Source organism: Flavobacterium sp. (genome assembly GCF_044377315.1).
GTDB lineage: Bacteria > Bacteroidota > Bacteroidia > Flavobacteriales > Flavobacteriaceae > Flavobacterium.
The window spans coordinates 1-25,861 of the sequence record NZ_JBILJG010000022.1 but is presented as its reverse complement, the minus strand read 5'-3'; the positions used below and the strand labels follow the sequence as shown (position 1 = coordinate 25,861).

The 25,861-nt window shown below is 31.3% G+C and carries 20 protein-coding genes; 9 read left to right on the top strand and 11 right to left on the bottom strand.

The window, feature by feature from the left end; genetic code table 11:
* Positions 1-23: 23 nt before the first annotated feature.
* Positions 24-1,091: a class II fructose-bisphosphate aldolase gene (gene fbaA / locus ACIQ66_RS08215; RefSeq protein ID WP_396212322.1), complete on the top strand. Its 1,068-nt coding sequence runs from the start codon at positions 24-26 to the stop codon at positions 1,089-1,091.
* A gap of 81 nt (positions 1,092-1,172) precedes the next feature.
* Complete coding sequence (accD, locus tag ACIQ66_RS08210; RefSeq protein WP_396212321.1) at positions 1,173-2,027, top strand: acetyl-CoA carboxylase, carboxyltransferase subunit beta; 855 nt, start codon at positions 1,173-1,175, stop codon at positions 2,025-2,027.
* Positions 2,028-2,364: 337 nt separating this feature from the next.
* Here accD and ACIQ66_RS08205 read toward each other — a convergent pair whose 3' ends face one another.
* From ACIQ66_RS08205 to ACIQ66_RS08190, 4 genes are all read right to left on the bottom strand, one after another.
* Positions 2,365-4,602, bottom strand: coding sequence for a carboxy terminal-processing peptidase (locus ACIQ66_RS08205; RefSeq protein WP_396212320.1), 2,238 nt, complete (start codon positions 4,600-4,602; stop codon positions 2,365-2,367).
* Between the two features lie 183 nt (positions 4,603-4,785).
* Positions 4,786-7,077, bottom strand: coding sequence for a leucine-rich repeat domain-containing protein (locus tag ACIQ66_RS08200; RefSeq protein WP_396212319.1), 2,292 nt, complete (start codon positions 7,075-7,077; stop codon positions 4,786-4,788).
* An 85-nt stretch (positions 7,078-7,162) separates the two neighbouring features.
* Complete coding sequence (locus ACIQ66_RS08195) at positions 7,163-7,924, bottom strand: LytR/AlgR family response regulator transcription factor (protein ID WP_396212318.1); 762 nt, start codon at positions 7,922-7,924, stop codon at positions 7,163-7,165.
* Between the two features lie 54 nt (positions 7,925-7,978).
* The gene (locus tag ACIQ66_RS08190; RefSeq protein WP_396212317.1) at positions 7,979-9,955 is read right to left on the bottom strand and encodes a tetratricopeptide repeat protein; all 1,977 of its coding nucleotides are present in this window, start codon (positions 9,953-9,955) and stop codon (positions 7,979-7,981) included.
* Between the two features lie 197 nt (positions 9,956-10,152).
* On the opposite strand from ACIQ66_RS08190, the gene surE reads away from it, so the two are divergent.
* The 7 genes from surE to ACIQ66_RS08155 all read left to right on the top strand — a co-directional run bounded on the left by surE (position 10,153) and on the right by ACIQ66_RS08155 (position 15,722).
* Complete coding sequence (surE, locus tag ACIQ66_RS08185) at positions 10,153-10,920, top strand: 5'/3'-nucleotidase SurE (protein WP_396212316.1); 768 nt, start codon at positions 10,153-10,155, stop codon at positions 10,918-10,920.
* Positions 10,921-11,038: 118 nt separating this feature from the next.
* Positions 11,039-11,281 carry a hypothetical protein gene (locus tag ACIQ66_RS08180; RefSeq protein WP_396212314.1) on the top strand — a complete coding sequence of 81 codons (243 nt, stop codon included), beginning with the start codon at positions 11,039-11,041 and terminating at the stop codon, positions 11,279-11,281.
* The gene (locus ACIQ66_RS08175; protein ID WP_396212313.1) at positions 11,278-11,577 is read left to right on the top strand and encodes a type II toxin-antitoxin system RelE/ParE family toxin; all 300 of its coding nucleotides are present in this window, start codon (positions 11,278-11,280) and stop codon (positions 11,575-11,577) included. The genes ACIQ66_RS08180 and ACIQ66_RS08175 overlap by 4 nt, the downstream gene beginning before the upstream one ends.
* Positions 11,578-11,580: 3 nt before the next feature.
* A complete protein-coding gene (locus tag ACIQ66_RS08170; RefSeq protein WP_396212312.1) occupies positions 11,581-11,853 on the top strand; it encodes a hypothetical protein in 273 nt (90 codons plus the stop codon).
* 3 nt (positions 11,854-11,856) lie between these two features.
* Positions 11,857-12,969 (top strand): lipid-A-disaccharide synthase, encoded by a 1,113-nt coding sequence (gene lpxB, locus ACIQ66_RS08165; RefSeq protein ID WP_396212311.1) that lies wholly within the window; start codon positions 11,857-11,859, stop codon positions 12,967-12,969.
* 47 nt (positions 12,970-13,016) lie between these two features.
* Positions 13,017-13,652, top strand: coding sequence for a C40 family peptidase (locus tag ACIQ66_RS08160; protein WP_396212310.1), 636 nt, complete (start codon positions 13,017-13,019; stop codon positions 13,650-13,652).
* Between the two features lie 36 nt (positions 13,653-13,688).
* Positions 13,689-15,722 (top strand): ComEC/Rec2 family competence protein, encoded by a 2,034-nt coding sequence (locus ACIQ66_RS08155; RefSeq protein WP_396212309.1) that lies wholly within the window; start codon positions 13,689-13,691, stop codon positions 15,720-15,722.
* A 2-nt stretch (positions 15,723-15,724) separates the two neighbouring features.
* On the opposite strand, the gene ACIQ66_RS08150 is transcribed toward ACIQ66_RS08155, so the two are convergent.
* From ACIQ66_RS08150 to ACIQ66_RS08120, 7 genes are all read right to left on the bottom strand, one after another.
* Positions 15,725-16,276: a thioredoxin family protein gene (locus ACIQ66_RS08150; RefSeq protein WP_396212308.1), complete on the bottom strand. Its 552-nt coding sequence runs from the start codon at positions 16,274-16,276 to the stop codon at positions 15,725-15,727.
* 50 nt (positions 16,277-16,326) lie between these two features.
* Positions 16,327-17,826, bottom strand: coding sequence for a peptide MFS transporter (locus tag ACIQ66_RS08145; RefSeq protein WP_396212307.1), 1,500 nt, complete (start codon positions 17,824-17,826; stop codon positions 16,327-16,329).
* Positions 17,827-17,880: 54 nt separating this feature from the next.
* Positions 17,881-19,539, bottom strand: a complete 1,659-nt coding sequence (locus ACIQ66_RS08140) for a peptide MFS transporter (protein ID WP_396212306.1) — start codon at positions 19,537-19,539, stop codon at positions 17,881-17,883.
* Positions 19,540-19,612: 73 nt separating this feature from the next.
* The gene (locus ACIQ66_RS08135) at positions 19,613-21,127 is read right to left on the bottom strand and encodes a peptide MFS transporter (protein ID WP_396212305.1); all 1,515 of its coding nucleotides are present in this window, start codon (positions 21,125-21,127) and stop codon (positions 19,613-19,615) included.
* 149 nt (positions 21,128-21,276) lie between these two features.
* Positions 21,277-22,089 (bottom strand): alpha/beta hydrolase, encoded by an 813-nt coding sequence (locus ACIQ66_RS08130; protein WP_396212304.1) that lies wholly within the window; start codon positions 22,087-22,089, stop codon positions 21,277-21,279.
* Positions 22,090-22,251: 162 nt separating this feature from the next.
* Positions 22,252-23,382: a hypothetical protein gene (locus tag ACIQ66_RS08125; protein WP_396212303.1), complete on the bottom strand. Its 1,131-nt coding sequence runs from the start codon at positions 23,380-23,382 to the stop codon at positions 22,252-22,254.
* A gap of 1 nt (position 23,383) precedes the next feature.
* Positions 23,384-25,555, bottom strand: a complete 2,172-nt coding sequence (locus ACIQ66_RS08120; protein WP_396212302.1) for a S9 family peptidase — start codon at positions 25,553-25,555, stop codon at positions 23,384-23,386.
* Positions 25,556-25,861: the final 306 nt, after the last annotated feature.

Genomic DNA, 25,861 nt, shown 5'->3' with positions numbered 1-25,861 from the left:
CTTAACTTAAAAAAAACAATATAATGTCACATAATATCAAACCTGGAGTTGCAACTGGAGATGAAGTTCAAGCAATTTTTGCTTATGCAAAAGAAAAAGGATTTGCTTTACCAGCCGTAAATGTAACAGGTTCAAGCACCATTAATGGTGTTTTAGAAACAGCTGCCAAATTAAACGCACCGGTTATCATTCAATTTTCTAATGGTGGCGCTCAGTTTAATGCTGGAAAAGGTCTTTCTAATACCGGTGAAAAATCGGCTATTGCTGGTGGTATTGCGGGCGCAAAACATATACACACACTTGCCGAAGCATACGGAGCAACTGTTATCTTGCATACCGATCATTGTGCCAAAAAATTATTACCTTGGATAGATGGTTTGTTAGATGCTTCTGAAAAACATTTCGCTGAAACGGGTAAACCATTGTTCTCTTCTCACATGATAGATTTATCTGAAGAACCGATTGAAGAAAATATCGAAATTTGCAAAGTTTATTTAGAAAGAATGAGCAAAATGGGAATGACATTAGAAATAGAACTTGGAATAACTGGTGGCGAAGAAGATGGTGTTGATAATTCTGACGTTGATAGTTCAAAATTATATACACAACCTGAAGAAGTATCTTATGCTTATGAAGAATTGATGAAAGTAAGTCCAAGATTTACTATCGCAGCGTCTTTTGGAAATGTTCACGGAGTTTACAAACCAGGAAACGTAAAATTAACCCCAAAAATTTTAAGAAATTCTCAAGAATACGTTCAAAATAAATTTAACACAGTTACAAACCCTGTAGATTTTGTTTTCCACGGTGGTTCTGGATCTACTCTTGAAGAAATTAGAGAAGCTATCTCTTATGGCGTTATCAAAATGAACATTGATACCGATTTACAATTTGCCTTTACAGAAGGAATTCGTGATTATATGGTTTCTAAAATTGATTATTTAAGAACACAAATCGGAAGTCCAGAAGGTGCAGATTCACCAAACAAAAAACACTACGACCCAAGAAAATGGGTTCGTGAAGGCGAAGTTACTTTCAACACAAGATTGGAACAAGCATTTGCTGATTTAAACAACATTAATACATTATAAATTTAGAATTTAGAATTTAGAATTTAGAACAATCGCTTCTAACTTCTAACTTCTAACTTCTGACTTCTAACTTCAAGAATTATGGCTTGGTTTAAAAGAAAAGAAAAAGGTATAACAACCGCAACAGAAGACAAAAAAGATGTTCCTAAAGGTTTGTGGTACAAATCACCAACAGGGAAAATCATAGATACTGACGAATTAGCAAGAAATCTTTGGGTAAGTCCAGAAGATGATTTTCATGTTAGAATTGGAAGTAAAGAATATTTCGAAATTTTATTTGACAATAACGAATTTAAAGAATTAGATGCCAAAATGACATCTAAAGATCCTTTGATCTTTGTAGATACAAAAAAATATTCTGATCGTCTAAAAGATGTGATGGACAAAACCAAACTAAAGGATGCTGTTCGAACTGCTGTTGGAAAGTCTAAAGAAAAAGATTTAGTAGTTTGCTGTATGGATTTTGCATTTATTGGTGGTTCTATGGGTGCTGTTGTGGGAGAAAAAATCGCTCGTGGAATTGATTATTCTATCAAACACAATATCCCGTTTTTAATGATTTCAAAATCAGGCGGTGCTCGTATGATGGAAGCAGCCTATTCTTTGATGCAATTAGCCAAAACCTCAGCAAAATTAGCACAACTAGCAGAAGCAAAGATTCCTTACATTTCATTATGTACTGACCCAACAACTGGCGGAACTACTGCTTCTTATGCCATGTTAGGCGACATCAACATTTCTGAACCTGGCGCATTAATCGGTTTTGCCGGACCACGTGTTGTAAGAGACACAACTGGAAAAGATTTGCCAGAAGGTTTCCAAACTTCAGAATTTTTACTAGAACATGGTTTCTTAGACTTTATAACTCCTAGAAAAGAATTAAAAGACAAAATAAACTTGTATTTAGATTTGATTCTGAATCAAGAAGTTAGATAACATTTATTTATATATACAAAAAGCACAAAACGTCAATTGTTTTGTGCTTTTTTTTGTTTTGTTTAACTTGCTATCTTAAATTAATTTTTTTTGCTTTTCTATAAAGCCATAGTTGCCGTAAAAAAAAGTGATTCCTGTTATGACGGCATGTTTATTTTGTTTTCCATTAGAACAACCCTTGCTAATGAATAGTGAAATTTAATGCTGAAAATTATTGTTTGTTGTAAAAAATTGAAAATTAGATTTAAAACAAAAAAAGCACCCTAAACAGGATGCTTTCTAAAATTATTTTGTTAATTATTATAGATTCTGAAACAAGTTCAGAATTACTACTAAATTATGATTTAATCACTTTTTCCTTTAGCATCTTTTTGTTTGCTACTTTTTTTGCTCCTGCTGGTTGCAAATCATTTAAGATATTTACTGCTTCTTCTACATAAATATCTTTTGCTAGACTTTCGTGCCATCTTTCTCTTTTTTCCTTCAGCGACAAATCTTTCGCCATTGCTTCTTGCTCGTATGGCAAAGATGAGAGTAGCAAATTGTTTTTATAATTAGAAATTGCTTTAAACTTTTTGGCATTTTCTTCAATTTTGGCTTGTTCTTGTTTGAACTTATCTATATTTAAAGAATATACATTTTCTTTATCGCGTTGGTCAATCCATTTTGCATTTTCTTCAACCAATTTGAATTTGTCGTTGGCAGCAATTCTTATTTTACTGTTTGCAATGGCAACATCATAATTATCAATTTTATCCCAAGTGGAATAAATTGCTGCTTCAATTTTATCCCAAGGCATAGCGTTTTCAATGTCTCTTTCGCCCATTTTTAGGTAAGCATATCTATCTGGCATTGCAACATCACTACTTACACCTTCTAACTGTGTTGAACCACCATTGATTCTGTAGAACTTTTGTGTTGTAGTTTTTAATGCTCCCATATCACCCATATTGCTTCCTCTAACAAACTGATTTAGGTCAATTACATTTTGAACGGTTCCTTTTCCATAGCTTTGTTTACTACCAATAATTATGGCTCTTTTATAGTCTTGCATGGCAGCGGCTAAAATTTCAGAAGCCGAAGCCGAAAAGCTATTTTGCATAATAACAAGTGGTCCATCCCATTGTATCCTATCGTCTCTATCATACAAAACTTCTTTTTTACCTGCAGCCGATTTTATTTGAACAATTGGCCCTTCATCTATAAATAGTCCTGCGATATCAACAACGGTTTGCAAAGAACCTCCACCATTATCTCTAACGTCCATTATGATTCCTTGCACGTTTTCTTTTTTCAAACGCTCTACTTCAATTGCGATATCTTTCCCTGCATCACGGCTTTCTTTATTTTCAAAATCGATGTAGAATTTTGGCAAATAAATAATACCATATTTCATTCCGTCTTTTTCGATAACACTTGACTTAGCGAAAGTTTCTTCGGTTTCAACTATGTCTCTTATAAGCGAAATAACTTTGATTGTTCCATCCACTTTTTTAACTGTCAATCTTACTTCGGTTCCTTTTGGCCCTTTTATTTTTTTAACTACATCATCAAGGCGCATTCCTACTACGTCAACAGGTTCTTGATTTCCTTGCGCTACTTTCATAACAACATCGCCTGCTTCTAATTCTTTTCCTCGCCAAGCTGGACCTCCCGAAATTAATTCGGTGATTTCAGTATAATCGTTTTTCTTTTGTAAACGCGCACCAATTCCTTCCAATTTACCACTCATGCTAACATCAAAACGCTCTTTTTCTTCGGGAGCAAAATAGTTGGTATGCGGATCAAAACGTGCTGTAATTGCATTGATATATACTGAAAACCAGTTACTTCTTTCTAGCTCTTCTATAAATCCAAAATATTCATTGAGCGATTTTAATGATGTTTCTCTTGTTTCTTTTTCTAAATCATCAAATGATTTTCCTAAAAGTTCAGCTTTTAATTTGGCTTCACTTTGCAAATCTTTCTCACTTTTTTTAGCTTTATCGTTATCCTTTTCATCAGTAACACCATTCTTAAAATCTTCTTGCATTTTTAACTTATCGGTTAAAGATGAAAGCGTTGAAAGTTTGATTTGTTTGCGCCACTTGTCTTTTAGCTCAGTAGTGTTTTTGGCAAAAGGCAATTTTTCGTAGTCGGTATTGAATGATTCATCAACGTTATAGTCAAATGGTTTATCTAGAATTTCTTTATAGAAATCTTTACTTTCAGACATTCTTTTCATCAATCTATTGTAAGTTAAATCGAAGAAAGTTAGTTTCTGACTTTTAATTTCATCATCAATTGAGGTTTCATATTTAGCGAAATCATCAATATCTGATTGCAAAAAGAAACGTTTTGACGGATCTAAAGCATTTATATAATCTTTGTAAACTCCTTTAGAAAAAGCATCGTCAATTTTGGCAGGATGGTAATGTCCACGCTCAATTACAAACTGTAACAGCTCTAAAAGTGTCTTGTCTTTTTCTGGATCAGCTGTTTCTTTAGGCATAAAACTCCAAAGTCCTATTGACAAGGCTACAACTGCCAATAGTATTTTATAATGTCTTTTCATAAATTGAATTATTGTGTTCATTAAAATTTTTCAACTAAATTACATAAAAAAGTGTGCCACAAAAGAGTTGACACACACAAATTTTTGTTAAAGATACTAAATATAATAAATTCCAAAAGGTAAACTCCAAATTCCAACTAAAAAAAACAGGTTTCAAATTCCAAAAATTGAAACTTTAAACCTGAAATTTTAAACTAAAAAATGCTACTCTTTAATTACTTTCTCGACTTTACTTCCTTTTTCGGTGGTGATTTTTAGGAAATAAATGCCGTTTGTTTTTTCTGAAATATCAAGTGTTTTTGTTTCTCCAATATGCGTTTCTAAAACCCTTCCTTGCACATCGTACAGTTCAATTTTTTTAACATTGTTATTGCAATTGATATTGATTTTTGAATTGGTTGGATTTGGTGAAACATTAATTGAATCATCTTTTTCAAAAATAGCATTTGACAAACTTTGGAAAACGGTTGTTGCCATTCCTGTATCTACTGGTGCGTTGTAATCGAAATATATTCCAGCGCTTTTTGCTACTTCATCTCCTGTAACTAAGGTATTTTTTGATTTTATTTTTAGTAAAACATGTCCGTGTCCGCCTGGTCCGCCCAATTGGATATTTTCGAAAATAAATTCGACAACATTTCCTGTAATTCTGGCATCAACTGGATTGGATGTGTTGAGTAATTGCAACGAGTTGACATCAAATTTTGCATTATCAACAATAGTTTTTACCACTACATTTTCGGCAGGATAATTTCCTGTATTTTCAAAATTGATTACATAATGCAAATATTCTCCAATTTCTGATGGCGCAACATTGTTACCTTCAAGACAAGTTATATCGTTTGGATCGTATGAGCCTACAACGATTTGATTGTAATCAAAAGTATTATCATCTGGCAATTCATCGCCCGAAATTGGGTTTATGGTTGCGGTGAAATTCAGTATATCACCAATATTTACTGCTGGCGTTTCTAGTGGTGAATTTACATTTAAAACAACATCAATAGAACGATTTTCAAATGGCAAAAGATTATTGTAATTCCATGTTAATGAATTAACTGCTAAATTATCAACTGCAGGATTTGCTGAAATAAAGTCGGTTTTAGCATCATCAAAAACTAGATTTACTGAACCAGATAGCGTTTGGTTTCCTTTGTTTTTATAAACTAATTCATATGTCGCATCAAATCCTGGTCTTGCTGGTGCAATTGGTGCCAAAACAACTTCTACATCTGGATGAACACCATTGGCTGCAATACAAAAATCTTGAGTTGCGGTATTATTATTGTTGTCAGCAAAAGGAATCGTTGCTGATGTTGGTGAAAAAGTAAACCAAGTTGGGTTTTCAACTTCTGGTGAAATTTCGAAACTTCCTGCTTGGGTGAAGAAAGTATAATTTCCTGTATTGCTTGTAAAACTTGTACCAGTATTGGTGCCGTCGTTAATATTTACTTTAATATTTGCTTGTGCTAAATCGCTGGCATCGCAACCGTTGTTGTTGGCATCCAATTTAATATTTCCTGTTATAGTATTGTAATTGCCACCTGGTGTGAAAGAGCAATAACTGTTCATTATAATATTACTAGGGATTGTCCAAGAATCTGCTTCACCTTCATCAATACATATAAATTGTAAACTGGGTAAACCCAAAAAGTGAGCACAAATGTAATCTAAATCAATGCTCAATAAAACTGCACATCCATCTTGATGTCCGTTTTTCATATTTATATAGGTTAAATTTGGATTGTAGCTAAAATTATAACTATCGCAAATAACATTACTAACATCTATTTGAGAAAGATTATTATAGGAACAATTAAAATAATTTAAAGCTAATGGTGTTGGAAAATTAAAACTTGTTATTTGATTATTTGAAATATTAAGATTTTGAAGGTTTGTTAATCCTGTAAAATCTAAACTTGTCAGTTGGTTGTCTGAGCAATTCAAATAAATAATATTTACTAAATCATTTAAATTCAAATTTGTTAATTGATTATTGTAACAATCCAAATAGTCAATATTTACTAAACCATCTAAATTCAAAGAAGTCAACAAATTAAATGAACAAGAAAGAAAATCCAGATTTGTTAAACTTGTTACGTTTAAGGAAGATAAATTATTAGTATTGCAATAAAGGATTTTTAAATTTGATAAATTTGACACATCCAATGATGTCAAAATATTGAAACTGCAATCTATTTTTTTTAAATTAACAAAACTTGAAACTCCTGTCAAATTATTAATATTGGAACTATCTACATTCAATGAGTCCAAAACTACTGCTTCAGAAACTTCAATATCTCCATTATTATTTGAATCAATTTTAATATATCCTCCGTTCCCATAAGCAATCTGATTCGTCACATCAGCAGCCAACAACTTCGCCTTAAAATTCGCATCAGGAATATTCACAATTTGGGCATTAGCTATTCCAGTAAATAACAATAATAGTAGTATTAGTTTTCTCATTTGTGTGTGTTTTATGTGTGTTTTCATAATATTGTTTTTTTTTAATATTTTAGAGATTGCTTCGCCAGTTCGAGCAGGCTCTCGTGTCCTTCGGAATGACAAAGTCGGTTAACTAAAAAGCCTTAATTAATTCTTGCAAACGTTCTTTCTTTCTTGGCGAAATGGGTAATTCGGTATTGTCGGTCATTACTACAAAGCCACCATCGCGTTTGACATACGATTTGAGATAAGCCAAGTTGATTAAATGTTTCTGATGTATTCGCTCAAAACCATATTCTGCCAGCATTTCTTCATATTCTTTGAGCGTTTTGGAAATCACTACTGGTTTGTTGTTTTTGATATAAAAAGTAGTGTAATTATCTTCCGATTCGCAACGAATGATGTCGCTAACTTCAAACAAATGAATTCCTTCGGCTGTGGTTAATGCAATTCTTTTATAAGTATCCACTTTTTTACGAATGTTTTCTAGTAGCAAATCGATATGAGCATAATTGTCTTTTTTGTCAACAGTTTCTCTTATTTTGGCTATTACAATTTCCAATTCATCAATATCAACAGGTTTCAATAAAAAATCAAGTGCCGAAAATCGAAATGCTTTGATAGCATATTCTTCATGAGCCGTAATAAAAACAATATGCGACGTTGTTTTTCCGTTTTTGGCAGCACTTTTTTCCAAAACGTCAAAACCTGTTCCGTCATTCAATTGAATATCTAAAAAAACCACTTGCGGCTTTAGTTTATCCATTACTTCTACTCCAGTTGCCACATCTTCGGCTTCACCAACAATGGTAAAATCTGGTGCATAATGGGCTAATAATTCTCGCAAACCATTACGTAAGTTGCTATCGTCGTCTATTAATACTGCTGTTATCATTAGGTTATGGGTATTTGGTAGTAGGTTTTAGTTATAAAACTTCTACCTAAAGTTTTACTTCTTTTCTTTTTCTATAAATTGTATTGGTAAATACAAAACTACTTTTGTTCCTTTCAATCCTTTACTTTCGGGATATAACTCTGAAATTTCTACTTCCGCTTTCTTTGATGTGGATGCGGCAATCATTTCCAATCTTTTTTTGGTAATATCCAATGCCATCGATTTGTGAACCACAACAGTGTCGCTTTTTATTTCTTTCGATTTTTCAAATCCAATTCCGTTATCGGTTATGGTACAAATTAAATTTTGCGTATCTAATTTAAAATCTATTCCAATTGTTCCATGTTCTTTTCCTGGAATTATACCGTGAATAATGGCATTTTCTACAAAAGGCTGCAACAAAAGTGGTGGCAAAGCCAAGTCGTCTTCAATTGCTTCGTCTTTGGTTATCGAAAAATCAAATTTGTGATTAAATCGTAATTGTTCCAACTCCAAATAGTTTTGAAGTCCTTGAATTTCTTTGTCAATCGGAATTAGAGATTGCTTAGAATATTCGAGTGTCAATCGCATTAATTTTGAAAACTTAGCCAAATATCGAACGGCTGAATGTGCTCCATTTTGAACAATAAAACTAGAAATTGAACCCAAACAATTAAAAACAAAATGTGGATTCATTTGCAAATGCAATGCTTTTTGTTCATATTCTGCTAATTCTTTTTGAAGTGTTAGTGTTTTTTTGAGTTGAATGCGATTGTAAACCAAAAACCCAATTCCGCCTAACATCAAAGTGAATAATCCAGCAAAAAGTAATTGCAATTTATTTTGTTTTAATTGTTCTTTGAGCAATAAATTCTTTTTTTCAATTTCTTCTTTTTGAATGACTTCTCGTTTGTCAAATTCAAAATTCATGGCTACCTCTACTCCTTTTCGAATATTTTCTTCGTTATTCAAACTATCTTTAGCACGGCTGTATAATTCAAAATGTTGCAAAGCTAAACTTGGATTATTTTGTGCTTTGTAAATACTGCTTAACAATTTTTCGGTAAATACAATTTGTTCCAAAGAACCTGTTTCTTTTGCCAAATTCAATGCTTGGTTTGTATTTGTAAAAGCTAAAGGCATATTTTTTTGATCTGAATATAATTGACCTAAAAACAAATAGGTATTGGCAACACTAAATTTGTCATTAATAGTTTTAGAAGTTTGAATTGCTAAATTCCAATTTTCAATAGCTTTTGTTGGGTTTTTAATGGCTTGATAATACAAACCCATATTGTTATACCATTCGCTTAAAGCTCGAGAATCAGGGTTTTTATCAATTCTATTTTTCGCTTTGGAATAATACTCAATTGCTTTTTCGTTGTTTTTTTGTTTCAAATAACAATTTGCGATATTGGTAAGCGTAATTCCGATAGTTGGATCATTTAGTTTCTTTTGAATATTTTGCGCTTTAAAAAAATATTCTAAAGCTTTAAAATCATTATTTTGCGATTTGTATTCTACGCCAATGTTGTTGTAAACTTGCGCACATTTTTTATCATCTTTTATTAATTCATAAATTTTGACAGCTTTCAGATGAAATTGCAATGCTTTGGAATAATTACTTTGTTCTGAGAAAACAATTCCAATGCTGCCATAAGCTTTTGCCAATCCTTTTTTTATTTTCAAATTCTTTTCAAAATCTATTTGCGTTTCATTTTCGAAAATAGTTTGTGCAGATGTTAAATTCTTTAAGGCTTCAGAATAATTTCCTAAAATAATATTGCTATTTCCAAGATTCAAATAAGCATAGCCTTCTTCAATTTTGTATCCAATTTTTTGAGATAATTGTAATGCTTTTGTAGCATAATCAAGAAGCAAATCTGGATTACTAGCTTTATAAGAATCGGCTAATTCATTTAGAATTTCAGCTTTTTCAATATCGTTTTTTGCATTTTTTAGCTCAACTTTCAGGCTTTCACTATTTTTAGTCTGCCCGAACAAAATTGTACTGCAAAGCAAAAAGAGATATATCAAAACTAGCTTTTTCATTTTTAATAGAAATTAGTTAAGCAAATATACTAGTTAGTTGTTCTAAAATACCAGCAGATGAGTAAAGTGAAAGATTGAATGAGAAAAATGGTAATTCAGTTAAGAATATTTTTTAGGAAACTGTTTTTTAAATTGAAAAATGATAATTAAACCTATCCAAGTAAAATTGCTTATTTTTGTAAAAATAATTCAACTCCATGAAAAAACCACTTATTCTAGTAACAAACGACGATGGAATATCGGCTCCAGGAATACGCTCATTAATAGAAGTTATGTCTGAAATTGGCGAAGTTGTTGTGGTTGCTCCAGACAAACCACAAAGTGCCATGGGTCACGCTATTACAATAAACAATGTTTTGTATTTGAATAAAATTTCAAAAGAAAATGCTAAAATTACCGAATATACTTGTTCGGGAACACCTGTAGATTGTGTGAAACTGGCTGTAAATGAGCTGCTAGATAGAAAACCTGATTTGTGTGTTTCAGGAATTAATCATGGTTCGAATTCTTCGATAAATGTTATTTATTCTGGCACTATGAGTGCTGCTGTTGAAGCTGGCATTGAAGGAATTCCGGCTATTGGCTTCTCATTATTGGATTATGAATGGAATGCAGATTTTGAACCTACAAAGACTTTTATCAAGAAAATTGCGTTAGAAGTAGTAGAGAAAAAACTACCTGAAGGTGTTGTCCTAAATGTGAATTTTCCAAAATTGGTTGCAAACGAAATTAAAGGAATAAAAATTTGCCGACAAGCAAAAGCCTTGTGGATGGAAAAATTTGATAAAAGAAAAACACCTTTTGGAAGAGAATATTATTGGTTAACAGGTGAATTTGTAAATCAAGATAAAGGTGAAGATACTGATGAATGGGCTTTGCAAAACGGATATGTTTCAGTTGTTCCAGTTCAGTTTGACTTGACTGCACATTATGCTATTCAAACATTAAATTCTTGGAGTTTATAAATAGCGTTGACAGATTTTAGAAAACAGTATTATAAATAATTTAAAAATTAAATTAATTGGTGATTAGTTTTTTACATTTGTAGTATAAAAAATGATTTTAATTCTAAATTTTCAAATCATGAATTTACAATTTATTAAAGATATTAAAGGCAATACAACTGGTGTTTTTATTCCAATTGAAGAATGGCAAAGTTTAAAAACTAAATATTCAGATTTGCAAAATGAAGAAATAAACACTAGTGTTGAACTGAATTCTTGGCAAAAAGAAATCATTGATGAGCGTTTAGAAAATTATTATAAAAACCCCAAAGATGTTCTAGATTTTGATACGACAATTGCAAAAATTAGAAAAGGTTTATGATATATGGTTTTGTAATTAATCCTTCTGTAACAGACGATATTTTAGATATTGTTACCTATTACAAAAATAGTAATCCTGAATTAGCAATTGATTTTTTAGATAAAATTGAAATTGCAAAAAAATATATTTCAGACTTTCCACTAGCATTTCAAATTAAATATAAAAATGTTAGAATGGTTCTTTTAGAACAATTTCCTTATCAAATACATTACTTTATAGATGATGATTCAAAGCAAATTATTGTACTTGCAGTAATTCATGCCTACAGAAATCCTAGAGATTATTCAAAAAAATAAATTATGGAAAAGAAAGATTTAGCAATTGGTTTTTTAATTGGCGTTTGTTGTATAATCGCTGGTACATTTTTGTTTTTATTTATGTTCACCGAATTTAGTTCGTTGAGCGATTTGAAAATTATAAATGAGAGTGGCATTTTAGGAAAAGTAATGGCTCTTGGTGCTGTTTTAAATATCGCCTCTTTTTATATTTTGCTACAAAAAAAGAAAGAATTAATGGCTCGTGGTGTAATTCTTGCCACAATCATACTAGCAATAATCACTGTTTTTGTATAACTTATGAAATATTATATTATCGCTGGTGAAGCTTCGGGTGACTTGCACGGTTCCAATTTGATGAAGGCTTTGTACAAAGAAGATGCAAATGCCGAAATCAGATTTTGGGGTGGCGATTTGATGCAAAATGTTGGCGGAACTTTGGTAAAGCATTACCGCGAATTGGCTTTTATGGGATTTATTGAAGTTGTTTTTAACTTAAAAACGATTTTGAATAATATCAATTTTTGCAAAAAAGACATAGAAAATTTCAATCCAGATGCTATTATTTTTATTGATTATCCGGGTTTTAATATGCGAATTGCCAAATGGGCGAAGGAAAAAGGAATTCAAACGCATTATTATATTTCGCCACAAATTTGGGCTTGGAAAGAAAGTAGAATTAAGGCAATCAAAAGAGATTTTGACAAGTTGTATGTGATTCTACCTTTTGAGAAAGATTTTTATGAAAAGAAGCATCACTTTCCTGTTGAATTTGTTGGTCATCCATTGATTGACGCCATTCAAACACGAAAAGTTACCGACGAAAGCACTTTTAAAAAAGAGAATGATCTTGACGAAAAACCAATTATTGCAATTTTACCAGGAAGTCGCAAGCAAGAAATTACAAAAATGCTTTCGGTTATGTTGAGCGTTGTTGATGATTTTACTGATTATCAATTTGTTATTGCTGGTGCACCAAGTCAAGAATTTTCATTTTATGAGCAGTTTTTGAAAAATAAAAATATTCATTTTGTTGCCAATAAAACCTATGATTTATTGAGTCATTCTCACGCTGCATTGGTAACTTCAGGAACTGCAACATTAGAAACGGCTTTATTTAAAGTTCCAGAAGTAGTTTGTTACAAAGGAAGTTGGGCTTCGTATCAAATTGCAAAACGCATTATTACTTTGAAATATATTTCGCTAGTGAATTTGATTATGGATAAAATGGTAGTAACCGAATTGATTCAAGAAAATTGCACTACTAAAAGCATTAAAATAGAATTACAAAAACTGTTAAATCCATTAACTAGAAAAGCTATTTTAGAAAATTATGATTTACTCGAATCTAAACTTGGCGGAATTGGTGCAAGCGAAAAAACTGCTAAATTTATTATAAAAAATCTAAGATAATTTTGGTTTTGGTACATTTTAAGTACTTTTACAAAAACCAAAATCATTTGAAAAAATTACTATACATACTATTCATTTCGTTATTTTTTGTGAGTTGTAAACCAACTTCTGTAATTGTGACTTCTAAAGCTGAAGCTGAAAAAAAAGGGCTATACAAAAAACCTGGAGCCAAAATTGGTACACAAAAATCGGTTTTAGATAAAAAAATTGATGCTAAAGTTGTAGAAAAGAAAAATTCCGACGAATTTAAAGTTGTCAAAAGAAGAGAAGACGGCAGTTATAACGGATTGACTTTTGAAGAATTATCAAAACAATTGGTGGAAACCGCGACAGATAACATTGGATGTGCGTATAGATCTGGCGGCGAAAATAAATTGGGTTTTGACTGTTCCGGATTAATGTGTAGCACTTTCAAACGATTTGACATTACTTTACCTAGAACTTCCAACGAAATGTCACGTTATGGCAGAACATTGGAACCAGAGGAAATACAAAAAGGGGATTTAATTTTCTTTCGAACCCTTGGCAGTAAAGTCATCAACCACGTTGGAATGGTCGTCGAGATTAATGATGACGAGATTAAATTTGTTCATGCTTCTATAAAAAAAGGTGTTATTATTTCTTCTACCAAAGAAGATTATTATGGAAAAGCTTTTTCTCATGTAAATAGAATTTTAGAATAATTTTCAATTTATAAAATATTTGAGTATTTTAGATGCATGAAAATACTTGAATTCCCACTTTCACGGATAACATTTTCATTTGTTTTTGGTGTTTTATTTTCTCAATTTGTAGAAATAAAACCAATATTATCATGGCTCCTTCTGACTGCTTCATTTCTTGTTTTTTTAACTGTTTATTTTCTTTCTAATAAAGATAAAATTCCGAAAAACTATTTTGGAATTGCAGTTTTTATACTTTCTTTTTTTATTGGAATCTCAACTGTCTCAATTCACAATCAGAAATTTAATCCTGCTAATTACAATAATCAAATTACAGATTTCGATCAAAAGCATATAATTGAAATTGTATTGAGAGAACGTTTAAAAAGTTCTGCTTATAGTGAGCGATTTATTGCCTTGGTTAAACAAGTTGATACTAAAGAAAGTTCGGGTAAAATTCTGGTAAACCTATATAAAGACAGCCTAAATCATGAATATGGAATAGGCCAACAATTACAATTTTCAACTAAAGTAATATCACATAAAAAACCAAACAACCCAAATCAATTTGATTATGGAAAGTATTTGACAAGTAAGTCAATTTTAGCACAAGTTTATGTTGCTCCAAATGAATTAAAAATTGGAACAATCGTTCAGAAAGACATTTGGTATTATTCAGATTTGCTTAGAAATAAGATTAAGAATCGGTTAGAAAAAAATCATTTTGGCAAAGAAGAATTGGCGGTTGCGATGGCTTTATTATTGGGGCAACAACAAGAAATTTCAAGTGAAATTATTCAAGATTATCAATTATCTGGTGCTGTTCATATTCTTTCGGTTTCGGGATTGCATGTTGGTTTATTGATGCTTTTTATTAATTTTTTATTGAAACCGTTACGCAAAAATCGATTTAATTCTTACTTGAAATTAGCAGTAATTATCTCAACTCTTTGGTTTTTTGCCTTTATTGCCGGACTTTCACCATCGGTAGTTCGTTCGGTAACCATGTTCACATTTGTAGCCATCGGAATGCATTTGAATAGAAAAACAAACATTTTTCATACGTTACTCGTTTCGATTTTCTTGATTCTTTTATTCCAACCAGCTTTTATTGTTGATATCGGCTTTCAACTGAGTTATTTGGCTTTGTTTTTTATACTTTGGTTACAACCTTTGCTGGCAAGTTTATGGAAACCTAAAACAAAAGTTGGAAATTATGTTTGGGAAATTTTAACCGTTTCATTTGCGGCACAAATTGGTGCTTTTCCGTTGAGTATTTATTATTTTCATCAATTTCCAGGATTATTTTTTGTAACCAATTTGGCAGTTCTTCCATTAGTTTCAATTATTATGTATTGGGGAATTTTTGTATTAATCATTGCTTCGTTTACTGACATTCCGCAATTTTTCACTAAAGCATTGGAATACTTAATTTATTTTATGAATCAAATTATAAAATGGGTTGCGTCGGTTGAGCAATTTATAATTCAAGATATTTCATTCAATAGTTATATGTTGTTTAGTTCTTTTCTACTCATATTTGGAGTGATTATTTGGTTCAAAAAACCAACTTTTTCAAAACTAACAATAGTTTTAATTGGAATACTATGTTTTCAATTAAGCTACTTTTTATCTTTTTGGAAACATCAGAAAACAAATGAATTACTTGTTTTTAACAACAAAAGAAGCACTTTGATTTCAGAGAAAAAAAATAGTCAATTAACAATTTATAGTGATATTTCTACTTTAAAAGATTTGAAAAACAATAAAACAATCAAGCCGTATTTGGTAGCGAATTTTAGTGAAATTAAGAATTCAAATAAACTCCCAAATGTGCTTTATTTTGAAAACAAAAAAATATTGATTGTAGATAGTTTAGGAATTGTTCCAGATTGCAATGCAGATATTTTGGTATTAACCCATTCTCCAAAAATAAATTTGGAACGAGTTTTTAAAACATGGAAACCTAAAGAAGTTGTGGTAGATGCTTCTAATTATAAAACTTATTCTGTAGCTTGGAAAGCAACTTGTGAAAAAGAAAAAATCCCTTTTCACAATACAGTAGAAAAGGGATTTTATAGAGTAAGATAAGCTTATGCTTTATTTGTTATTGATTTTTTTGCAGCTTTTTTAGTTGACTTTTTTACAGGTTCTTTTTCAGCGTTTACTGGAACATATTTTACATATTTAGCAATAATTTGATTTGCGCCAACTAACCATGCACTTGGTCCGCCAGCAACGTAACCTGTGTTCCCCAATTGTTCTAGATTGGTTTTACCATCTTTTACTGTTGGTTTTGCAAACCAAACTGTTGGATAGCCTCTAACTCCAAAAACTTGTTGTAATTCGTTATTTTGTTTTTTTAATTCATCTGCCATTGGAGTTCTTCTTGGAAAATCTAGTTCTACCAAAACAACATTATCCTTTGCCCAAGTAGCAAATTCTGGCGTTTTGAAAACTTCTTTTTGCAAACGAATACACCAACCACACCAATCGCTACCTGTAAAAAATAAGAATAATGGCTTTTGCTCTTTAATAGAAATTGCCGATGCTTTGTTCATATCGGTATGCCAAGTCAAATCATCTTGCGCTTGGATAGTTGTAGATGCTACAACTAAAAGTAATGTGATAAATATTTTTCTCATGTTTATTTTTTTTTAATATTGATTCAAAAATAATGCCGAAAATAAGAAATTTATTTTACTTCTTGCATTAGTTTTTTAATTAATGGTGAAATGGCTATTAAAAGTATTCCTGCGATTAAAGCGTAAATGGCTAATTGTTGATAGCCATCGGCATAGGTATTTAACTTTTCTAAATTGGTTGCATCTTTAGAAGCTTCAGCAATATTTGCTCCGAGTAAACCTGCGAAATATTGTCCATAAGCACTTGCTAAAAACCACATGCCCATAATTACTGCTTGGAGTTTTTGTGGTGATAATTTAGTCATAGCACTCATTCCGATTGGTGATAAACATAATTCGCCAAAAGTGATGACAAACCAACCAAAAGTGAACAAATTTAGAGATGTTTTTCCATCAGCACCAGCAAAAAACTTTGTGTAATAAAATACCCAAAAACCACCTGCTAGGAATAAAAACCCTAATCCAAACTTAACAACAGTGTTGGGTTCAATTTTTCTTTTTGCCATCCAAATCCATAAAAAACCTAGTAAAGCAGCAAAAACTATTACAAAAAATGCTCCCGATGAATTGTTAACACCGTTTGGATCGAGCTCTACTCCCATCAAATTAGTATTCAAATTATTTGCGGCAAATAAACTTAAAGAACCTCCACTTTGCTCGTAAAACGCCCAAAAGAAAATGGAAAAAATAATAAATACTAAGGCTGCAATAAGTTTTTTGTTTTCAGCTACCGAAAAATTTCGCATTTCATAAAATAAATACAGAATAGAAACCGGTCCAATTATCATCATGAAATAATCGGTGTAAACGGTATTGGCAACCATTAATATAATAATTGGGATTAAAATTAACGACCCAATATAAGTTGCAATTTCATATATTTTTCTTTTAGAATTCTCAATATTTTTAATTGGAGACAATCCTATTTCGCCTAGACTTTTTTGTGTTTGTGTAAAAGTTAGCAAACTAATAACCATGACTACAGCAGCAAAACCAAAAGCATAATTCCAACGCAGATTTTCGGGCACAAACCCTTGCCAAAGCGTACCGTTAGCAACAGCGATGCAAACATATCCGCCAAGTAATGCTCCTAGATTAATTCCGGCATAGAAAAGAGAAAAACCTGCATCACGTCTTATATCATTATCTTTATATAGTTGACCAACCATTGAAGAAATATTTGGTTTAAAAAAACCTGTTCCAACAATTGTAAAACCAATTCCAGTAAAAAATAAATCTTTTGGGCTAAATGCTAATATTACGCTTCCAACAATCATCAAAATTCCACCCCAAAAAAGCGATTTTCTCAATCCAAGAATTTTATCGGCAAACAATCCACCAATAAAAGTAAAAGCATAAACCCATGCTTGAGTTGCTCCATACTGAAGATTAGCAGTGGTTTCGTCCATATTTAGTTGACTAACCATAAATACCGCTAACATTCCTCTCATTCCATAGAAACTAAAGCGTTCCCACATTTCTGAGAAAAACAAATACCACAATTGTTTTGGGTATTTTCCTTTAAAGTCTTGTATTTGTTCTATTGTCATGTTTTTGAAATTATATCCTATAAGGTTTAAAAACCTTATAGGTTTTGTTCTGTATTAATTAATTCCGTGGTCTTTCATTACTTTATTTAAGTTTTTCACTAAAGCAAACATCAATACAGTTGCAAACATTAATAAACCAAAATTTACCCAAAAGAAATTGGCTTTATCGTCGTAAGTATCCCACATACTAGCTAAAACTCCAGATAATTTGTTTCCGATGGAGGTTGATAAAAACCATCCGCCCATCATTAATGCCGTAATATTTTTTGGAGATAATTTAGAAACAATCGATAATCCCATTGGACTTAGGAATAACTCACCAATAGTTATAATTCCGTAATTAGCAACCAACCACCAAACGGAAACTTTTTCCATTCCGTTGTTTCCAATATGAACTGCAGCGACCATTACTAGAACAGATAATGCAGAAATTAATAATCCGAAAGCGATTTTTGTTGGAGTTGACGGCTCTTTTTTTCTGCTTCTTAAAAAGGTAAAAAAGGCAACAACAAGCGGCGTTAATATAATAACCCAACCTGGATTTATAGACTGACTTAAATTGGTTGCCCAAATAGAAACTTTGGAACCTTCTTGAGGTAACTTATTTTTTTCAACATTTCTAAAATAAACAGGATAGTTTACTTCCTTAACTACTTTTCCATTTTCTTTTTGAAGTCGGAAACTTGCATCGTATAACTCAGTTGAATCTTTTTTGTATTCGATATCTTTTGCTAATTTTAAATTACTAAAAACAGCTTGCGTTGTTCCATTAATTTCTCTATCGGTATATCTATCTGCCCATGTTGTTAATGCCGAACCGTTTAATTTGAAAACTGCCCAAAATAAAATTACTACTGCAAAAATTGAAAGCAACGCTCCTATTGATCGTTTTTCTTCTGGTTTTGCTTTGAAATATAAACTTCCATAAAAGTAAACTACTGGAAGACATGCAAAAATAAAGGCATCAGTACTATCAGAACCAAAAATGGCACTATCAAGATTTACATCTGATTGCACTCCTTTAATCAACCAACCAATAACTCCAAAAACCACTGACGGAACTAAAATGTACAATACAATTTTAGAAAATGGCATGTCGCCTTCTTGAATTCCTTTTTTATCCGTTTTGTCTCCGTAGTGTTTTGTTCCTAAAAGAAATACGATTACACCAATAAACATTCCTAAACCAGCAGCCATAAAGGCATACTGCCAGCCTAATAAAATTTGCAAAGCAGCACCAAAAAAGTTACAAATGAAAGCACCAACATTTATTCCCATGTAGAAAATATTGTAGCCTTCGTCTTTCTTCTCTTTGTATTGGTCTTCGTTGTAGAAATTTCCTAATAACGTTGAAATATTGGGTTTGAAAAAACCATTTCCTACAATTACTAAAGTCATGGCTACGTAGAGCATTGGCAAACTATGAATTCCCATCAAAAAATAACCTGCGCCCATCATAATTCCACCAATAACAATTGACTTTTTATAACCAAGATATCTGTCGGCAACTAAACCGCCAATGAAAGGTGTTAAAAATACTAACGCAATGAAAGTTCCGTATAAATCAGAAGCTTCTTTTTCTGTCATGGCAAATCCTGCTTCGACATCTTTAAGATACAAAGTAAAAATTCCAATCATTAAATAATAACCAAAACGTTCCCACATTTCAGATAAAAACAAGTAAGGCAATGCTTTAGGATGACTTTTCCACATAATAATTCAATTTAAAAAAACAAACCTACAAGGATTTCTTGTAGGTTTGAAAGATATAAAAATATTTTTAAAATTATCTATCTAATTCAGGTTGTGCTTCAACATGGTCGTTGTGCATTCTTTTTTCTAACCAAGAACTCAACACAAATAAAATTGCAGCTGCAACTCCAGACATAATTATGAATAAAACAAAAAACTCATACAAGTTTGTTATTTGAAATCCTAAAAATGAAGTTGCACCACCAGTTCCATCTTCTCCACCTGGAATTAATGCGCTTAATGTTCCTGCAAATTTGTTAGCTGCAGCATTTGCTAAAAACCAAGTTCCCATCATTAAAGATGATAATCTTAACGGTGCTAATTTAGAAACCATTGATAAACCAATTGGTGATAAACATAATTCTCCAATAGTGTGAATTACATATAAACCAATTAACCACCACATTGAAACTTTTTCTCCCAATCCTAATCCTTTAACTGCAATTGCAATAATAACGTAACCCATTGCAACTAATCCTAACCCAATTGCCATTTTCTTTGGCGAAGATGGCTCTAATTTTCTTGCATATAAAAATCCCCAAACCATTGTCATAATTGGTGCAAGCGCAATAACTGCCAATGGATTTACAGATTGAAAATAGGAAGCTGGCATTTCCCAACCAAATAATGTTCTTTCTGTTTGTCTATCGGCAAATAATGTTAAAGAAGCTCCAGCTTGTTCAAATGCACCCCAAAAGAAAATCACGAAAAATGCAAGAATAAAAATCACTGTTATTCTTTGTATCTCAATTTTAGACAAACTTTTATCACTAAAAATTAATACCGGCATTGCTACCATTGCTCCATAAATGAAATAACTAATAATATCTAAATCGCTTTTGAACATTTGTTTGAAGTTCAACATAAAGAAAATAATTGCGATTGAACCAATTATCATTCCGATGCTTTTTGCATCTAATTTTTTAACAGGCAAACCAATATGTTTTCCATCTTCAGAAATAAGGTATTTTTTTTGACCCAGAATAAAAGCAACAAGACCAATTAACATTCCGATTCCGGCTGCAAGAAATCCCCATTTGAAATCCATAGAACCACAAACTAATGGTGAAAAGAAAGCTCCAAGGTTGATTCCCATATAGAAAATGGTAAATGCGCTATCAATTCTTCTATCATTTGCTGGATATAATTGTCCAACCATTGTAGAAATATTTGGTTTAAAGAAACCGTTTCCAATAATAATTGCTGTTAATCCCATCCACATTAATGAAACACCGCCATTTGCGCCAGCAGAGGCACTAAAAAACATAAAAAATTGACCAATTGCCATAAGCAAACCACCAATTACAATACTTCTCCTGTTTCCTAAAAATTTATCGCATAAATAACCCCCTAAAAGCGGAGTTAGATATACCAAACCCGTATAACTTCCATAAATTTCTGACGCATCAGCATCTTTCATTAATAATACTTTAGTCATAAATAGAATGAAGATTGCTCTCATTCCATAATAACTGAATCGTTCCCACATTTCTGTGAAAAATAGGAAGTAAAGTCCTTTTGGATGTCCTGTTTTTACTTGTTCACTCATAATTATTGTTTTAGTTATTTAGTTTAATTTTAGTTTTATTGTTGGTGCAAAGTACAAAACAATTTGTAACAAAAAAAGCTCTTCATTAGAATTTAATTAAATTATCATTCGCACTTTTATTTTATTTAATTTTATTAAAAAAAGAGTAATCACTTCATATTTAAAGTCCAAATTAATGCTTTTTCTTTAGTTGCTCTAAAAATTGTTGAATGTTTCTCTTTTGGTTCATCAGAATATTTCCATTTTAAATTCTTTAGGTTTTTATCCAATAATATTTTATTAAATTGATTAGTGCTAACTGAAATATCTTCTACGCCAGAACCAGCAAACCAAAAGGTTTTTTCAATATATAATGAATCGTTTAAATTTTTATTTGAATTTCTCACTAAAAATTGATTATTCCACCATAATGATGGGTCAAAAGCAATGTAATAATCAAACATTTCAGGCTTTAGAAAAAAAGTTTCAACAACAAAAAGTCCAGATAATGATTCACCAAGAATTCCTTTTTTATTAGAAGTTCTGTAACGTTTGTTTATTTCTTGAAAAAGCTCAATGCTAATAAAATTTCTAAATTTTTCTGAACCACCAACCACTGGTGCAATTTCTTTATCTGTTTCTACTTCTGTTGGACCTGTTAAATCTCTTCTTCTTTCAGTGTTTTCTATTCCAACAAGTATTATTGGAGCAATCCTTTTTGATTTTATTAATTTATCCAATGTATTTGCAATATGTGGAAAATCTTCTTTTATTCCTCCATCTGCCATATACATAACGGGCAATGAATCTTTTGTAGTTTCATATCCAATTGGTGTCCAAACATTTATTATTCTAGTTTCACCAACTTCACTTGATTCAATTGTAAAACTTGTGTGAACTGGAATTGGATCGACAATTTGTGGAGTATTTTTGCAACCAAATAATAAAACACAAATACTTAAACTGTAAAATAAAAACTTCATAATTCTAATTTTATTTAATACTGTTCACAAATAAAATAGTTTTTTTATTTATGAACTGCTTACTATTTCTTGTGCAAAGTATAAATAAATAATAATCGAAAAGTATGAATTTACTAAAAATAAGCGTTTGTGAGTAATTGTGATTGGAATGAAGTAGGCAGTTTAAACAAATTCCTTATACTGCCCATTGTCAATATTATGAGTAAATTCAAGTAATAGCGCATTATTTATCTCAATATATTCGGGTAAAAATCGAAGTCTGTATTTGGCTTGACCGATAAAGGTAAAAAAGTCGTTTCGGGTAATTCTCCTATCATCTTCAAGCTCTAAAATGGCATTTATGTTGTCAATAATTCGGCTCAAATAGGTTTGACTTAGAATTTCTCCACCATTAAAAACCTCAATACACATGTTTTCTTCGGATGCAAATTTTCTTCTTATGCCAAACTTCAACAAGTTATTGAATTGCGTAGTTTTACTTCCGAAATTGATGGTTTGGTTTACAATGTTTTTTGATGGAATAGATAGTTCAATAACATTCCAATTTACAAAATTAATTTTCATGGTTGTAGCTTCGGGTAATTGTGATAATTCCAAAACCCAACTAGTTCCTAGAACTAGGAATATAAATATGAGAGTTGTTTTGGCAATCAACTTAGCTAGATCAATAGCAAACGAATAATTTTCGAAATTGAAAACATACGGAACTTGCGTGATAAACAAAATAATGATGCTTGAAACCGCAATGATTGCAACACTTTTCATCTTTCGATTATAGAAAGTTCGATAAAGTGACAGAATTAAAAACCAAGTCAAAATTGCCGATAATAATAAATCTGGAATGGTATTGAATCGAATGCCGTAAGTATTTATTGTTTCTCCAAAGAATAACGCAATCAGCAATGAAATTATGGAAAGTCCAACAAAGAAAAATAGTATTCTTTTGGTGCTTTTTTTGTTGTTATAAAGATATTCAGGTGAATTATCAAAATAGTACAATGCCAATATCAAAAACATTGAATTCAGAATAGAAAACATGTTTTGACTGATAAGAATAATCCAATTATTGGTATTGAAATTATTAAAAACAAGAATCAACAAAGATGAAAACGACCAAACAAATACTGAATAACCAATAAATAGCAATCCTTTGTCAAATCGTTTTATAGCAATCTCGGAAGTTAATTTTTGTTTAAATTTATTCTGAACCACTAACCAAATAGAAAGCAATAAAAATCCACCAATTAAAGAAATTAATAATTCTGTTATTAAATAAAATTGATGTTGGTTCATTTTACAACTTCTCTTTAATGTAATTCGTCATTTTGTTAAACAACTGAATTCTAGTTTTTCCACCATATATTCCGTGGTTTTTGTCTGGATAAATTGCCCAATCAAATTGTTTATTAGCTTGAACTAGTGCTTCAATCATTTGCATTGAATTTTGAACATGAACATTATCATCGGCCGTTCCGTGAATTAGTAAAAAGTTTCCTTTAAGTTTACTCACATGATTAATTGGCGAATTATCATCATAGCCACTAGCATTTTCTTGTGGTGTTGTCATGTATCTTTCGGTGTAAATACTATCATAAAATCTCCAATTAGTAACTGGAGCAACGGCAATTGCCATTTTGAAAACATCAGCACCTTTGAATAAACAGTTGCTTGACATAAATCCACCATAAGACCATCCGAAAATACCGATTCTGGCTTTGTCAACATAAGCATAGTTTCCTATAACTTTTGCAGCGTCAATTTGGTCTTCAACTTCAAATTTACCTAACTCTTTTTGAGTACACTTTTTGAAAGCCGCACCTTTGTAACCTGTTCCACGACCATCAACACAAGCAATAATATAACCTTGTTGTGACAACATCATGAACCACATATCGTTTGTATCTAACCAGTTATTAGCCACTTCTTGCGAACCTGGTCCAGAATATTGATACATAAAAACTGGATATTTTTTAGTAGCATCAAAATCTTTTGGTTTGATCATCCAAGCATTTAGTTTATGACCTTTTTCAGTTGTAAGTTCGAAAAACTCTTTTGTTGGCAAATCATATTTTTTTAATTTATCAACCAAAGCTGTGTTATTTACAATTTCTTGAGCTTTTTTTCCGTCTTTAGAACTGTTCAAAGTATAAGTTGGCGGAACAGTAGCGCTAGAATAAGTATTAATAAAATAAGTGAAATCTGGACTGAAAGTTGCCGCATTTGTTCCAACTTGTGAAGACAATTTTACTTTCTTTTTACCATCAAGTGAAATTTTATAAACGTCTCTCAAAATAGAACCTTTCTCTACAGATTGATAGAAAACAGTTTTAGTTTTTTCGTCAAAACCATAAAAAGAAGTTACTTCCCAATTTCCTTTAGTAACTTGGTTTTTTAGTTTTCCGTTTTTATCGTATAAATAAATGTGATTGTAACCGTCTTTTTCTGATGTCCAAATAAAACTGTTGTCTTTCAAGAACGTTAAATTGTCTGTTACATCAACGTAAGCTTTATCTTTTTCATTCAAAACTACTTTTGGACTAGCTGTTGTTGCATCAACAAAAATCAAATCTAAATTGTCTTGATGACGGTTTAAAACTTGAACTGAAACTAAATTAGCATCATTTGTCCATTTCATTCTTGCAATATAGAAATCAGAGTAATTTCCTAAATTAATTGGTTGCGAAATATTGCCACTTAAATTATAAATATGCAATGAAACTATGGCGTTTTTCTCACCAGCTTTTGGATATTTAAACGTTTCAGAAGTTGGATACAAATCTTTTTTATACATATCCATCGAAAATTGTGGCACTTCGCTTTCGTCGAATTTTATATAAGCTAACTTTTTACTATCTGTACTCCAATCGAATGCACGAACAAAAGCAAATTCTTCTTCGTAAACCCAATCAGTAATTCCGTTAATAACAGCATTTTTCACACCATCATTAGTAACACGAGTCGTATTTCTTGATGTTATGTCATAAATATACAAATCATTTGCTTTTGCATAAGCAATTTTAGTTCCGTCAGGAGAAAATGTTGGCTCTTGAACTTGCCCAAGAAATCCACTCAGTTTTTTATCAACTGTGTCATACAAAAAGTAATCTGCGGTAAATGAATGACGGAAAATTTGATTAGTATTATTCGCTAATAAAATTTTCTTTTCGTCAGAACTGAAAACATAACTATCAATTCCTTCATCTGATAATTCTTTAAAGTTTTTCGTATCTATTAATGTTGAAACTTTTTTAAGTGTAGCAAAATCATAAAGATCGATTTGCTGGCTTTTTGTAGCTCTATCAGCGTTAAGGACGGTATATTGATTAGTGTTTTTCATGGATTGTAATTCATCCATTCCTTTGGCTCTAAAGGCACCAGTGTATATTTCTTCAACAGTAATTTTTTGTTGGGCAACTACAGAAAATGTAGTTAAAAGAAAAAGCGTAATAATTTTAGTAATCTTCATTTCTTGATTAATTTTAAACGAGTTCAATTTTAGTGAAAATTTTGCAAAAAAAGACATGTTATTATGTTAAATACTATTTAAAGTAGTTTTTATATTTTTTAACATCAAAAAAAAGCCACTCATTTCTAAGTGACTTTTACTATTTTGATTTCTTTGAGTATTAAATTTTAGTAATAATAAACTCTGATCTTCTGTTTTGTTGATGAAGCTCTTCTGAGCATGTTGATTCGTTTGTTGGTTCACAACCACAATTGTTAACTAATTGAGATTCACCATAACCTTTGGCTGTTAATCTAGCTTCGTTGA

Coding starts and splice junctions, on each gene's coding strand:
- ACIQ66_RS08145 (WP_396212307.1), bottom strand. CDS start 17,826: ATGACAATAGAACAAATACAAGACTTTAAAGGAAAATACCCAAAACAA.
- ACIQ66_RS08205 (WP_396212320.1), bottom strand. CDS start 4,602: ATGAACACAATAATTCAATTTATGAAAAGACATTATAAAATACTATTG.
- ACIQ66_RS08150 (WP_396212308.1), bottom strand. CDS start 16,276: ATGAGAAAAATATTTATCACATTACTTTTAGTTGTAGCATCTACAACT.
- ACIQ66_RS08140 (WP_396212306.1), bottom strand. CDS start 19,539: ATGTGGAAAAGTCATCCTAAAGCATTGCCTTACTTGTTTTTATCTGAA.
- ACIQ66_RS08195 (WP_396212318.1), bottom strand. CDS start 7,924: ATGATAACAGCAGTATTAATAGACGACGATAGCAACTTACGTAATGGT.
- ACIQ66_RS08120 (WP_396212302.1), bottom strand. CDS start 25,555: ATGAAGATTACTAAAATTATTACGCTTTTTCTTTTAACTACATTTTCT.
- ACIQ66_RS08170 (WP_396212312.1), top strand. CDS start 11,581: ATGGAAAAGAAAGATTTAGCAATTGGTTTTTTAATTGGCGTTTGTTGT.
- ACIQ66_RS08180 (WP_396212314.1), top strand. CDS start 11,039: ATGAATTTACAATTTATTAAAGATATTAAAGGCAATACAACTGGTGTT.
- accD (WP_396212321.1), top strand. CDS start 1,173: ATGGCTTGGTTTAAAAGAAAAGAAAAAGGTATAACAACCGCAACAGAA.
- ACIQ66_RS08200 (WP_396212319.1), bottom strand. CDS start 7,077: ATGAAAACACACATAAAACACACACAAATGAGAAAACTAATACTACTA.
- ACIQ66_RS08130 (WP_396212304.1), bottom strand. CDS start 22,089: ATGAAGTTTTTATTTTACAGTTTAAGTATTTGTGTTTTATTATTTGGT.
- ACIQ66_RS08125 (WP_396212303.1), bottom strand. CDS start 23,382: ATGAACCAACATCAATTTTATTTAATAACAGAATTATTAATTTCTTTA.
- ACIQ66_RS08155 (WP_396212309.1), top strand. CDS start 13,689: ATGAAAATACTTGAATTCCCACTTTCACGGATAACATTTTCATTTGTT.
- ACIQ66_RS08190 (WP_396212317.1), bottom strand. CDS start 9,955: ATGAAAAAGCTAGTTTTGATATATCTCTTTTTGCTTTGCAGTACAATT.
- ACIQ66_RS08175 (WP_396212313.1), top strand. CDS start 11,278: ATGATATATGGTTTTGTAATTAATCCTTCTGTAACAGACGATATTTTA.
- lpxB (WP_396212311.1), top strand. CDS start 11,857: ATGAAATATTATATTATCGCTGGTGAAGCTTCGGGTGACTTGCACGGT.
- fbaA (WP_396212322.1), top strand. CDS start 24: ATGTCACATAATATCAAACCTGGAGTTGCAACTGGAGATGAAGTTCAA.
- surE (WP_396212316.1), top strand. CDS start 10,153: ATGAAAAAACCACTTATTCTAGTAACAAACGACGATGGAATATCGGCT.
- ACIQ66_RS08135 (WP_396212305.1), bottom strand. CDS start 21,127: ATGAGTGAACAAGTAAAAACAGGACATCCAAAAGGACTTTACTTCCTA.